The sequence below is a fragment of the Bradyrhizobium sp. 137 genome, from assembly GCF_023074095.1.
Taxonomy (GTDB): domain Bacteria; phylum Pseudomonadota; class Alphaproteobacteria; order Rhizobiales; family Xanthobacteraceae; genus Bradyrhizobium.
The window spans coordinates 207,084-219,397 of record NZ_JADPKU010000063.1; the positions used below are offsets into that span (position 1 = coordinate 207,084).

The 12,314-nt window shown below is 65.6% G+C and carries 10 protein-coding genes and 1 tRNA gene; 6 read left to right on the forward strand and 5 right to left on the reverse strand.

The features are described 5' to 3' along the window. Entirely contained in the window at positions 1 to 636 is a 636-nt protein-coding gene (mobA, locus tag IVA78_RS20100; protein WP_346275309.1) for a molybdenum cofactor guanylyltransferase MobA, read from the forward strand. Between the two features lie 32 nt (positions 637 to 668). Here the strand turns inward: mobA and IVA78_RS20105 are convergent, their stop codons facing one another. Genes IVA78_RS20105 through IVA78_RS20115 form a run of 3 tightly spaced genes read right to left on the reverse strand, consistent with a single transcriptional unit; the run spans position 669 to position 4,626 of the window. Beyond that, positions 669 to 2,618 (reverse strand): molybdopterin biosynthesis protein, encoded by a 1,950-nt coding sequence (locus tag IVA78_RS20105; protein WP_247467315.1) that lies wholly within the window; start codon positions 2,616 to 2,618, stop codon positions 669 to 671. A 13-nt stretch (positions 2,619 to 2,631) separates the two neighbouring features. Next, a complete protein-coding gene (locus IVA78_RS20110; protein WP_247467317.1) occupies positions 2,632 to 3,738 on the reverse strand; it encodes a molybdopterin-binding protein in 1,107 nt (368 codons plus the stop codon). A 54-nt stretch (positions 3,739 to 3,792) separates the two neighbouring features. Continuing rightward, complete coding sequence (locus IVA78_RS20115) at positions 3,793 to 4,626, reverse strand: substrate-binding domain-containing protein (RefSeq protein WP_247415991.1); 834 nt, start codon at positions 4,624 to 4,626, stop codon at positions 3,793 to 3,795. 376 nt (positions 4,627 to 5,002) lie between these two features. On the opposite strand from IVA78_RS20115, the gene IVA78_RS20120 reads away from it, so the two are divergent. Beyond that, positions 5,003 to 6,232: an ABC transporter substrate-binding protein gene (locus IVA78_RS20120; protein ID WP_247467356.1), complete on the forward strand. Its 1,230-nt coding sequence runs from the start codon at positions 5,003 to 5,005 to the stop codon at positions 6,230 to 6,232. Between the two features lie 19 nt (positions 6,233 to 6,251). Here IVA78_RS20120 and IVA78_RS20125 read toward each other — a convergent pair whose 3' ends face one another. Further along, positions 6,252 to 7,217 carry a TAXI family TRAP transporter solute-binding subunit gene (locus tag IVA78_RS20125; RefSeq protein ID WP_247467319.1) on the reverse strand — a complete coding sequence of 322 codons (966 nt, stop codon included), beginning with the start codon at positions 7,215 to 7,217 and terminating at the stop codon, positions 6,252 to 6,254. Positions 7,218 to 7,323: 106 nt separating this feature from the next. Between IVA78_RS20125 and IVA78_RS20130 the strand changes: the two genes are divergently transcribed. Next, complete coding sequence (locus IVA78_RS20130; RefSeq protein ID WP_247416000.1) at positions 7,324 to 8,298, forward strand: tripartite tricarboxylate transporter substrate binding protein; 975 nt, start codon at positions 7,324 to 7,326, stop codon at positions 8,296 to 8,298. Between the two features lie 353 nt (positions 8,299 to 8,651). Continuing rightward, positions 8,652 to 8,727 (forward strand) — tRNA-Ile (locus IVA78_RS20135). A gap of 118 nt (positions 8,728 to 8,845) precedes the next feature. Here IVA78_RS20135 and IVA78_RS20140 read toward each other — a convergent pair. Then, positions 8,846 to 9,499 carry a hypothetical protein gene (locus tag IVA78_RS20140; protein ID WP_247467320.1) on the reverse strand — a complete coding sequence of 218 codons (654 nt, stop codon included), beginning with the start codon at positions 9,497 to 9,499 and terminating at the stop codon, positions 8,846 to 8,848. Between the two features lie 513 nt (positions 9,500 to 10,012). Between IVA78_RS20140 and IVA78_RS20145 the strand changes: the two genes are divergently transcribed. Both IVA78_RS20145 and IVA78_RS20150 read left to right on the forward strand, forming a co-directional pair. Next, positions 10,013 to 11,449, forward strand: coding sequence for a hypothetical protein (locus IVA78_RS20145; RefSeq protein WP_247467322.1), 1,437 nt, complete (start codon positions 10,013 to 10,015; stop codon positions 11,447 to 11,449). 232 nt (positions 11,450 to 11,681) lie between these two features. Next, positions 11,682 to 12,173, forward strand: coding sequence for a hypothetical protein (locus tag IVA78_RS20150; protein WP_247416019.1), 492 nt, complete (start codon positions 11,682 to 11,684; stop codon positions 12,171 to 12,173). Positions 12,174 to 12,314 lie beyond the last annotated feature (141 nt).

Below are 12,314 nucleotides of genomic sequence, written 5' to 3' on the forward strand. Positions count from 1 at the left end.
ATTCCGGCGACGAGTGTTCCGCCGACTGTTGGCGTGCTGCTCGCCGGCGGTCTCGCCCGGCGCATGGGCGGGGGTGACAAGCCAATGCGCAGCATCGGCGGCTGCACCATCCTGGAGCGTGTGATCGCGCGCCTTGCACCCCAATGCAGCGGGATGATCCTCAATGCCAACGGCGATCCCGCGCGCTTCGCCGCGTTCGGCTTGCAGGTGGTCGCCGACGACGTGCCCGGCTTTCCCGGCCCGCTCGCCGGCATCCTCGCGGCGCTCGACTGGACCGCGGCGAACCGGCCGAACATCGAGTGGGTGCTCAGCGCCGCGGGCGACTGCCCGTTCCTGCCGCGCGATCTGGTCACCCGCCTGCATGAGGCGCGCGCGCGCGAGAACGCGCAGCTCGCGGTCGCGGCATCAGGCGATCAGTCGCATCCGGTGATCGGTCTGTGGCGCGTGGACCTGCGTGAGGAGCTACGCCACGCGCTCGTGGTCGAGGACCTCCGCAAGATCGACCGCTGGACCGCTCGCTATCCGCTGGCGACGGTGAGATGGCCGACCGAGCCGCTCGACCCGTTCTTCAATGCCAATACTGTCGAGGACATCGCCGAGGCCGAGCGGCTGGCGGCGCTGGATGAGGCGTCCTAGCGCGCTTACGACGTGGCCGCATGCGGGGCCGTTCACGCAGGCCGAAATCCGGCGCGCTCCAGCGCCGCGCGCGCCTCATGCGAGCCGAGCGCATCGAGAAAGGCCTGCACTGCCGGCCGGTCTTTGCGCGCCGTCACCAGCGCGAAGTCATAATGCTCCTCCGCGAGCGGAATGAAATCGAGGTCGCCCGCATGGGCGACCGGCGCAATGGTCACGCCCCAGTCGGCGCGGTGCTGGGCGACGGCGGCGGCCACCGCATTGTGCGAGCGCGGCTGGTTCCAATAGCCCTCCGGGCGGGCGCCGCCGAGCAGCCGATCGATCAGGATGCGCGTGCCGGCGCCTTGATTGCGGTTGACCATGATGCAGGTGGGATCAGAGATCGCAGCCGCGACCGCCTCCTTCGCACTGAGGCCTTCGAAACGCTTGTCGCCTTTGCGGAAGACGATGCCCTGCATCCGCCGCCAGCCCGGCACGAGCACAAGCCCCTCGACGAGATAGGGCGAGTTGTAGGTCTCGCTTCTGTCGTCGAACAGATGGATCGGCGCGAGATCGCATTCGCCGCGCCGCGCCGCCGCGAGCCCGCCGAGGCTGCCGACGGCGATCGAGCGGACGGAAAGACCGGCACGTGCGAGGTGTGCCGTGACGAGATCGAGGCCGGTGCAATGGCTGCCGACGATGACGAGATCCGGCACGCGCACATGCGGCGTGAACAGGGTTACCTCGGCTTCAGTCTTGGCCGGCATCTGGTCGGCGAGCGCGTCGATGCGCAAAAAGCCGTCGGCCTGCGCGAATGACGTGATCGCACCAGACCCCTTGCCGGAGGGGTAGGCGATCAGGCCGCCGCGCCCCTCGACCAGCGAGACCATGACGAATTCGGTGCGGCCGAGCTCCGAGGCGATGCGGACCGGCACGGTCGCGCTGACCTTGGCATCGGAGCGCGGCGGCAGCCCGGCCATCCTGCGCAGCACCGGCACGATCATGTCGTGGAAGGTGAACATCGCCGAGGTCGGAAAGCCCGGCAAGATCACCACCGGCTTGCCGTCGCACACCGCAAGGCACAGCGGCTTGCCGGGCTTGAGCGCCACGCCATGCGCGATGATTCCGGGCTGGCCGAGCCGGCCGATGATGCGATGGGACAGGTCGCCCGCGCCTTTCGACGTGCCGCCCGACAGCACCAGCATGTCGGCATCCGCCAGCGCGCGGCGCATGGCGGCTTCGAGCTTGGCTTCATCATCGGGAATGGCGCCGAGGAAGACCGCCTCGCCGCCATTCTCGTCGATCGCAGCAGTGACGATCGCACCATTGGTGTCGTAGATCTCGGCGGGCGCGAGCAGCTCTCCGGGCTGCACCAATTCGTCGCCGGTGGAGATGACGGCCACAAGCGGCTTGCGCGCGACATTCACCTCGGCGATGCCGCAAGCGGCCAGCATACCGATCTCGCGCGAACCGATGATCGTCCCCGCACGCAGCAGCGCTTCGCCGCGCGCGATGTCGGATCCGGCATAGGCGACGAATTGCCCGGGAGACGTGGCGCGACGGACCTCGATCGCGTCCGATCCTGCCGGCTGGGTGTGCTCGACCATGACGACAGCGTCGGCGCCGCGGGGCAGCGGACCGCCGGTGGCGATCGCCGTTGCGGACCCAGCCGCCACTTGCAGCCTCGGGGCGGTGCCGCAATGGATCTCTTCATCATTGAGCTCGAGACGAACGGGTGCACCTTCCCGCGCCGCAACGACATCGGCGGAGCGGACGGCAAAGCCGTCGACATTGGAGCGGTCGAACGGCGGAACGTCGATCGGTGCCGTGACGTCTTCGGCGAGCGCCGCACCGAGTGCATCGGCGAGCTTGCACGGTGCACTCGGAATCGACCGCGGGAACAGCGCCGCCTCGAAACGTGCCAGCGCTTCTTCGCGCGACAGGATCTTAAGGAACTGCTCCTGTTCGAGCGCGCTGCGCTCTTGCGATCGCGGAATCATCGTCATGCCGGACCCCATATCATTCCCGCATCAGATAGGCACCGACCGGCGTGCCCGCCGCAAATCCCTCGTGGCTGGCGGGGACGAGCAGCCATGCATCGGCGCGGACGATGGCCTGGAGCGGCCATTCGCCCACGGCAAGCGGCATCCACGCATGATGTTCCTCGGCCAGCAAGGCCATTTCTGCGATGCCCACACCGGATGCAATCTTGCGTGCGAGCGGCAAGGTCAACTGTCGGCGTGGCCGGCGCGCCGACAAGTGATCGATGAGGGGCAGCACGAGCGCGAGCCATACCGCGAGCGCATGATCGGGCGAGCCGGGCAAGGCGACAATCGGAACCTTTTCGAGCCGGCCGACCGCAGCGGTGCGTCCAGGCTGGAGCGCAAGGCCATGGGCAAGCACCTCGCCACGCTGGGCCAGCGCCGCGACAGCTGCATCCCCACGGCCGACGCCACTGCCGCCGACTGTCAGCAGCAGATCGCAGGAGGAAGCGTCGAGCGTCTCGGCAATCGATGCTCCGTCGCGCGCGCCGGCCTCACACGTCCTCACCTCCAGCCCCGACGCGTGCGCGATCCCGGCGATCATCTGCGCCGTTGCCGTTGCGCCGGGCACGTTGACGATGCGCAGCCGCGGCCGCCGCACGCTGAACTTTTCCAGATGCGCGACGCGCGCGATCAGCAGATCGGCCGCGCCGATCGGATAGCCCTCGGCGCCGGCGGGCGTGTGCGCTGCGACGTCGCTTCCCGCCCGCCTGACGCCCTGCCCCGGCACGGTCTTGGCCAACACCTGCGCGAGGGGACCTGACAGCTCGACCGCACCGGCGTCGAGCACGCAGTCGCATCCCTCCGGCATCGCCTCACCGGCATCGACCCATGCAGGAGCCATCGCCAGTGGCAGCGGCGAATACGCGGACGCACCGACGAGATCATTGGCGGAGAGCGCCCAACCGTCTGCGGCGGCAATGTCGCGCGGGGGATAGGCGGCAAGCAGCGGAGCGCCCACCGCGACGCAGCCGCTCGCTTCCGCCAGCGGCAACTCCATCGGCGCGACAGGATCGACGCCTCGCAGCAACGCGGCGAGCGCAGCGTCGAGCGGCGTGAGCGAGGACGGCAGGCGCTGAATCATGCGCCATGATGGACCATGCATCGCCCGGTTTGGCAACCGCCAGTGCTACGGACATTACCCGCCGGACCTGTCTGAATTGGGGAAGAACAGCTGCTGCCCGTCGATCTTGTAGCCGGCGATCGCGGTCTGCCCCTCCGGCGAGGTCAGCCAGTCGATGAAGGTCTGCGCGAGGTCCTTCTTCACGTTCGGAAACTTGTCGGGGTTCACCAGCATCACGCCGTACTGATTGAGCAGTCGCCTGTCGCCTTCGACGACGATACCGAGATCGCCGCGATCCCTGAACGAGATCCAGCTGCCGCGGTCCGACAGCGCATAGGCGTTCGCGGCGCGCGCGGCCTCGAGGGCCGCCTTCATGCCGGGCCCGGCCTCGCGATACCAGGCGCCCTTGGCGCTCGCGATGTCGATGCCGGCGACGATCCAGAGCGCGAGCTCCGCGGCATGGGTGCCCGAGCGGTCACCGCGCGTCACGAACGGCGTCCCCTTGGCCTCGATCGCCTTCAGCGCCGTCGCGATGTCTTTGCCCTTCACGCCCGCGGGATCGCTCTTCGGCCCGATCAGCACATAATCGCTGTACATCACGTCGAGGCGCTTCACGCCAAAACCGTCGGCAACGAATTTCTCCTCCTGCGGTCGCGCATGCATCAGCACGACGTCGACTTCGCCCCTTCGCGCCCCGTCGAGTACTTCATCGGCGCGCCGCACGATCACCGTCACGTCGATGCCGGTCTTCGCGCGGAAGATCGGCAGCAGATAATCGAGCAGGCCGGACTCCTGCGTCGCCGTCGTCGACGCGAGGACGATGCCGCGCTCCTCAGCGGATGACGCCGCAACGCCCGCGGCAAGGCCGCAGAGAAGCGCGAATGCAACGGACAGGCGGCGGACGGCCATGATCGGGTTCCCATTGGCTTGACGGAATCATGATGATGATCGATTGCGCCGCACTCGTGACGCATCGGGGCTCCTTGCGCTCCGCGCCGGCCAGACCGATTGCGGCATCGCCGCGCGCGGCGGCGGCGCGCTCGACCTCGCGATGCGGCAGCGCAGCTATTTCCGCCCCGCCATGCAGGCCCTGCCCCGGCTGCTCGGCGAAGGGCGGCCGCGCCAGCGTGCCAAGGAGCCCACCGGCTACGCCCCTCGCCGGCCGGGCGGATCCGCTTCACCGCCTGACATTGACGCCCGCCCCCAAATAGTTGCAAAAGAAACCAATTCAGCCGGGCATACCCGGGCAACACCGGCCAACGAGCCGGATCAGGGGAGGAGAACCATGAATCCAATCAGATTTGGACTGTCGGTCGCGGCCGCCTTCGCCACGACGTTCTCGGCGGCGTCGCTGCTGCCGGATGCGGCAATGGCGCAGGTGTCCGACGACGTCGTCAAGATCGGCGTGCTCACCGACATGAACGGGCCGGCCTCGGCACCGACCGGCCAGGGCTCGGTGACGGCGGCGCAGATGGCGATCGACGATTTCGGCGGCACCGTGCTCGGCAAGCCGATCAGCGTCGTGATCGGCGACCACCAGCTCAAGGCCGACATCGGCGGCACGATCGCGCGGCGCTGGTACGACGTCGACCAGGTCGATCTGATCGTCGACGTGCCGGTCTCCGCGGTCGGGCTCGCGGTGCAGAACGTCGCCAACGAGAAGAAGCGGCTGTTCATCACCCACTCCACGGGCACCGCGGATTTCCACGGCAAGTTCTGCTCTCCTTATGCGATCCAATGGGTGTTCGACACCCGCGCCCTCGCGGTCGGCACAGCGGATGCGGTGGTCAAGCGCGGCGGCGACAGCTGGTTCTTCATTACCGACGACTACGCCTTCGGCCATTCGCTGGAGCGCGACGCTTCCGCCGTCGTCACCGCCAATGGCGGCAAGGTGCTGGGCTCGGTCCGGCCCCCGCTGGCGACGCCCGACCTCTCCTCCTTCGTGCTGCAGGCGCAGGCCTCCAAGGCCAAGATCATCGGCATTGCCGCCGGCCCCCCCAATAACATGAACGAGATCAAGACCGGCTCCGAGTTCGGCGTGTTCAAGGGCGGCCAGCAGATGGCGGCGCTGCTGGCGCTGATCACCGACATCCACGGCCTCGGCCTGCAGGCTGCGCAGGGTCTGCTCCTGACGACGTCGTTCTATTGGGACATGGACGACAAGACCCGCGAATGGTCGAAGCGCTATTTCGCCAAGATGAACAAGATGCCGTCGATGTGGCAGGCCGGCGTCTATTCCAGCGTGATGCACTATCTCAACGCGATCAAGGAAACCGGCACAGACGATCCGCTCAAGGTCGCCGCAAAAATGCGCGAGAAGCCGATCGAAGATTTCTTCGCCCGCAACGGCCGCTTGCGCGAGGACAACTTGATGGTGCACGACCTCTGGCTGGTGCAGGTGAAGACGCCGGAGGAGAGCAAATATCCGTGGGACTATTACAAGATCCTCACGACCATTTCCGGCGACAAGGCGTTCGGGCCGCCGGATCCGGCGTGTCCGCTGGTGAAGAAGTGACGATCGCCTAAAGCGATCGTCACTTCGCCACGCCGATCTCGCGAAAATACTTCATCACGCCCGGATGGATCAGCTCCGGCTTCGGCGCTGCCGCGACTGTGTTCGCGGCCGTCGTCTCGCAGGCCTGGGCGAGCTTCTTGCAGAACGTCGCCTCGACGCCGTGCAGCGTCTTGGCGAGGCGATAGGCGACATCGTCAGGCAGATCCTCGCGCGTCAGCACAAAACTCCACGAGCCGAGCGAGGCGATCGGCTCCGTCTGCTTCGGATAACTATTGGCCGGCACGGTAAGCGGCTTGAGGAACGCATGCTTGGCGCGGATGCGCGCGATCTCGTCCAGCTCAGGCGCAATGAAGCGCGCGCCTGATGCGCTTGATGCCACCGCGGCAAAGCCGGGCCAGCCGATGCCGGCGCCCCACAGCGCGGCGACGCGGTCGTCTTCGACCATCGCCGGGCCGTCGCCGGCGCGGTCGAGATAGACCGCCTTGAAATCCTCGTCCTGCTTCAGGCCGAGTCCGTCAAGCACATAGCGCGCCAGGATCGGCAGGCCCGAGCCTTTGGCGCCGAAGGCCACGGGCTGTCCGACCAGATCGTGAATCGTCTTGTAGGGACTGTCCGCCCGCACCACGAACATGCCAGGGTTGGAATAGATCGCGGTGAGAATCTTCAGCGCCACCTTCGCACGGCCAATGCCGGCGAAGGCCTCGTAGGCCGGCTCGCCTGCGACCAGCGCGAGATCAAGCTCGCCCTTCTCCAAAAGCGGAATGTTCTCGCTGCTGCCCTTGGTGTTGCGCGGGACGACGGAAATTTGCGGGTCGGCTGCGTTCATCACCTCCGCGAAGGCGTTGCCATACAGTGGAAAGCCGCCGCCGGGCGTCGCGGTGCCCAAACTGATCGTCGTGGTCGAAATGGCCGTGCCTCCGGTCTGGGCAGCAGCGGGGCCAAAGAGCAGCGCCGCACTGACGAGGATGAACGTTGCGAATCTCATGGTCGCTCCCGCGGACCTGCGTCAACACCGACTTGCGACGATGTAGGCAGCAGCCCGATTTTGTGAAAGCATGTCGCCCAAAGACAATAAAGCAATGGGAGGCGTGATGTTGCGAATTTTGCGTAGTGGTGTTTTCGGGCTCGTCGTTTTTGCCACGCTTTTCGGCGCCACGCCGCGCGCCTCCGCTGCGTATCCCGACCGCCCCGTGCACTGGCTGATCGGCTTTTCCGCCGGCGGCCCGGTCGACATCGTGGCGCGGATCATGGCGCAGTGGCTGTCGGACCGCCTCGGCCAGCAATTCATCGTCGAGAACCGCACCGGCTCCGGCGGCAACATCGCGGCCGCCGCCGCGATCAATTCGCCGCCGGACGGCTACACGCTGCTGTTCGTCGCACCCAACAATGCGATCTCGACCTCGCTCTACAAGAAGCTGCCGTTCGACTTCCTGCGCGACACCGTGCCGGTCGCCAGCATCATGCAGCTCACCAACATGCTGGTCGTCTCCAACGCGTTTCCGGCGAAGACGGTTCAGGAGTTCATCGACTATTGCAAGGCCAATCCCGGCAAGGTCTCCTTTGCCTCGTCCGGCAACGGCACCTCGGTGCATATGTCGGCGGAGCTGTTCAAGGTGATGACCAAATGCGACATGGTGCACGTGCCCTATCGCGGTTCGGCGATCGCCTTCCCCGACATCATCTCCAACAAGGTGCAGTTGATCTTCGACAACCTGCCGTCCGCGCTGGAGCAGGCCAAGGGCGGCAATGTCCGCGCGCTAGGGGTGACCTCGCCGCAGCGCTGGCCGAGCGTTCCCGACGTGCCCGCGATCGCCGAGACCGTGCCGGGCTTCGAAGCGGTCGGCTTCTACGGCATCTCCGCGCCGAAGGGCACTCCAAGCGAGGTGATCGAGATCCTCAACAAGGCGGTGGGCGAAGCGCTGAAGGACCCGAAGCTGGTGGCACGCCTGGCGGAGACCGGCGGCATCCCCAAGCCGATGACGCCGGCCGAGTTCGGCAAGCTGGTCGCGGACGAGACCGAGAAGTGGCGGAAGGTGGTCGAGTTCGCCGGCGTGTCGGTGGATTAGGGCCGCGCGGCGGCGCTGTTGCTCGTCGGCAAGACGTTCGGGGGACCGGCGGGCCCCTCACAACAAAAGTGCGAAAACAACCCCATGCACAGTAGAAGACGTGAGCAATTTCAGTGGGTTGTGGGAAGGGAAAGACGGCCGCCGGCACATGATCGCAGAGCCGTTTGACTCGTCGGGCAAAACAGTGACAGAATGCGACTATTCCGAATCCCGCAATCAACCAAAGAGCCGCGTTTGCCACGCGACGCCTGGCGTTCCGTTTGAGCAGAGCCAGCATTGCACCCCCGCCCCAGGCCCTGTAAACGAACCGCGCACCGTTGCCGGCCGCTTGCAAAAGTAGCCGCCTCGCGGCGGGGCCTGTAGCTCAATGGTTAGAGCCGGCCGCTCATAACGGTCTGGTTGCAGGTTCGAGTCCTGCCGGGCCCACCAGTAAATCGATCATCACCACTTGGCAGGCTTTCGTTTTTCCCTTGCTGCAACAGAAACGCCGCGCGCTGCCGCTCATTGATCGCTTCAATGGTTATCAAACTCCCGCTCAACGTTCGATCTAGCGAGCCTCCCCGCGAGGTCGCGTCTTGACCAGCATCAGCCTCTGGCAAGCGAAATAAAGGTGGGGCAGCGGCACGGCCCAGCGAGTGGTTCGGCTCGCGCTCAAGACGGAGACGAGCCCCAAGGCCATCAGCAGCATGCCAAGCCAGGTCCAGCCCTGCCCGCCATCACCCGCCTCGGCGGCGGAAAAGGCGAGCGGCGTCGCCGAAGGCGCCGAGGCGGCAACCACGTCACTGGCGGCGGGCGCGGCTGCCAAACGTGCATCCACGTCGACTTGGCGCGGCGCGATTTCGTCCGGCGTGAGCCGGTCGGCGCGTTTGGAGAAGGGGGCCGGCGACACGCGGGTCGCAATCCCGGTAGCAAGGATGGGACCGGCATCAACCACCTGCACGGGCGCGGACGGGCTCGGCCGAGACGTATCCACCGCTGCGGAGCGCTGCAGCTCCGCGCGCGCATCTACCATCGCCTTCCGCTTGCGCGCTGCGGACTTGTTCTCTTCGGCCGCGGCGGCACGATATCTGGCGGCGCGATACCGAACCGGCATCTTCACCGGCTCTGTCCCTTCGGCGACCTGGAACCAGCATCTGCGCCGGCCTTCCACCCGATAGACCCAGCGCTGGCCGTCGGCGGTCGACCTGCCGGGCCGCGACAAGCACTTCACTTCCGCGACTTCCGCGGAACTGGGCGCAGAGGCTGTCGCGGGACTGGCATTGAAGAATCCAGAAAATGGGTTCGAAGACGCTGATGACGTCGGGAGGCCTGCAACAAGTACAAAAGCGGCGAAACAAAATCGCAAATGACCGGACATGGAAACCCCGGTGTTGCGCCCCTGCCCGAACACGAGCTTTGGCCGTGACCTAGGTCGCAATGCGACTTAAGTCGGGCATTGCGGTGGATTGGTTTTGGCCACAGACCCTACGACGACCTCTCCACCAGCCCGATCGTCCATTTTCGCCATCCCCTCAAGGTCGCACTTCCAAGCTCGGCCCGCGCAAGCTTGCAAAGGCTGTAGCCCACCCGAACGGATGTAGCCGTTGTTACGGGTGCCCGACGAAGCGCCATATCCGAACTGACGACTGGGCATTCGACCTTCCCGGGATGACATTGTGTCCGGAGCGCAGAACCCGTCCGATCGCGCGGAGCGATCGCGATGAGGGAGGCTACGATGGATTTTTCGCGGATGTCGGATGGAATCCGGCTGCATCACGCCTCGCATCACCACGATGGCTACGATGGCGAGCGCGGACCGGGCCCTGGGCCGAGTGCTTCGTTAGTAGCTCAGGTCGGCGGTGGCGCTCTGCTCCATGGTCCGGGCCCTCTTGCGGGTCAATTTGCTGGTCCTGGAGCCCACCACGCGAGCGCGAACATCCAGCATCACGAGGCCGACCCGGTTCAATCCAAACATCCCACATCGGGGGTCGACACGGGCGGCCACGCCGGCAACCACGCTGCGGCGGGCCTGGACGTTTCGTCCACGAAGCCTGCAGCCGGCGCATCACATCCAGGGACGGGCATTGCTTCGGTCGAGAGTGGGGCGAACACGGCTGGGAACGGCGGGGGTGGCTACTTTTATGGAGGGATCATTCACGCGTCCCTGCTGATCTATGAACCGATCAACATCTCGGTGAGTATGGGATACGGCTCGGTCGCCCTTTCCAACCAGCCCAACAATTTGAATGTCGATCAATCCGCTCTTCAGGTGGCCGGCGTCGGCGGCCATGGCGGCAATGACAACATTGTATCGGGAGGGAGCGTCAGTACGTCCTTGGGCGGCGGCGTGATCGCGAGCGGCGACAACAGCGCCGGAAACGGCGGCAGCGGCTATTTCTCGGGTGCGATCGTGGACGCTCCCGTGGTGATCTATCATCCGATCAACATTGCCGTGGCGGGTTCGGGCGGCACTGCGCTTGCAAGTCAATCGAACACGGTCCACATCGATCAATCGGCCACTCAGGTCGCGGGCGTCAGCGGAAGCGGTGGAAATGCAAACGTAGCCGCCGGCGGCAGCGTCATCACGCTCGACTCCAGTTGGGGATCAAGCAACGGAGGGGACGTCTTCGACGTTCAAACGGGCGGAAGCCAGGCTGGCAATGGCGGCGATGGCGCGTTCTATGGCGGGCTCGTCCATACTTCCTTCGTACTGTACGACCCGATCAACATCGCAGTCGCGGGCTATGGTTCCAACGTTTACGCGGTTCAGACAAATGACGCCTACGTGGATCAATCCATCATTCAGATCGCCGGCATTGGCGGGTACGGCGGCAACGGCAACGCCGCGGCGGGCGGCCATGCAAGCCTTCTCTCCCACGGCTTGTGGGGCGGCTCCGACACGATCGCGACCGGTTCGAACGGCGCAGGCAATGGCGGCAAGGGCTATTTTGCCGGCAGCCTGATCGATGTCAGCGTCGCGATCTATGCACCCATCAACATCGCAATCGCGGGTCCGCATTCGACGGCCGTAGCCGATCAGGTCAACAACGTGCACATCGACCAGAGTGCGATCCAGATCGCCGGACTTGGCGGGGACGGCGGCCACGGCAATCTCGCGCTGGGTGGCGATCTTTCCGCCCACCTTCTGTCGGATCTTCACCTGCTGGGATAGCGAAATATCGCGCCGCTCGCACAAGCCCGATCGCGAGCCGCGTCGACACTCTGCGCATGCAAGCTCGCCCTGCGGGCTCTCCCGGATGTTTCGAGTTCCGATGTTGCGCGACGAATGTCGTACTTTCGTACGTAGGTCGACCAAACCGGATGGTGTCCGATTTGACATCTATCGCCATCGCGCCTGGGCGGATCAGACTTTGCCGCGCGCGTCCGCCCGATCGGGATGGACGATGCGCGAAGCCAGCAGAAAGAGGGAGGCTCAAATGTTGCCCAAAGCGATCAGCATCTCGGACTCGATCGAATTCAAATCGATCAGCACCGGTGGTCAAAGTGTCGGAAATGGAGGCGACGGCACCTTCAAGGGAGCCATCATCAGCAAGCCGACGCTCAACTTCGATCCAACCAACAAGGCGGAAGGTGCCGACGTGCACGTGAGCACCGGCGATCACGTCAAGCAGACGGCAGATTGGGATGCCGGCGGGGCCAACGCGAAGGCCTCGTGGTTTTCGAAGGCCCATGGCGGAGACGCCGAGTCGAACGGAAGCCAGAAATCCTACAGCGGTCACGATACCTCCAAGGTATACGCCAATACGGATGCGACCCAGATCAACAAGGTCTGGGTGGATCAGCACCAGGAGGTCGTGGCCGGCATCGGCGGCAATGGCGGAGACGGCAACGCGGCGGTGGGCGGAGAGGTGAGCTTCCATCTCGATACGTTCTGACCATCGGCTCGTCCGACTGGCAGGACCGGTGGCTTCCGCCACCGGTCCTGACGCTCGAGCCAATACCCCGCCGATACCGTTGGCAGATGACGTTAGCCATCGGTCAAGTGCGCCGGACCTCGATTTCAGGCGGTAACGATC

Excerpts from the sequence above, each read along its gene's own strand:
- IVA78_RS20105 (WP_247467315.1), bottom strand. The coding sequence starts at position 2,618 with ATGACGATGATTCCGCGATCGCAAGAGCGCAGCGCGCTCGAACAGGAG.
- IVA78_RS20110 (WP_247467317.1), bottom strand. The coding sequence starts at position 3,738 with ATGATTCAGCGCCTGCCGTCCTCGCTCACGCCGCTCGACGCTGCGCTC.
- IVA78_RS20115 (WP_247415991.1), bottom strand. The coding sequence starts at position 4,626 with ATGGCCGTCCGCCGCCTGTCCGTTGCATTCGCGCTTCTCTGCGGCCTT.
- IVA78_RS20120 (WP_247467356.1), top strand. The coding sequence starts at position 5,003 with ATGAATCCAATCAGATTTGGACTGTCGGTCGCGGCCGCCTTCGCCACG.
- IVA78_RS20125 (WP_247467319.1), bottom strand. The coding sequence starts at position 7,217 with ATGAGATTCGCAACGTTCATCCTCGTCAGTGCGGCGCTGCTCTTTGGC.
- IVA78_RS20130 (WP_247416000.1), top strand. The coding sequence starts at position 7,324 with ATGTTGCGAATTTTGCGTAGTGGTGTTTTCGGGCTCGTCGTTTTTGCC.
- IVA78_RS20145 (WP_247467322.1), top strand. The coding sequence starts at position 10,013 with ATGGATTTTTCGCGGATGTCGGATGGAATCCGGCTGCATCACGCCTCG.
- IVA78_RS20150 (WP_247416019.1), top strand. The coding sequence starts at position 11,682 with ATGCGCGAAGCCAGCAGAAAGAGGGAGGCTCAAATGTTGCCCAAAGCG.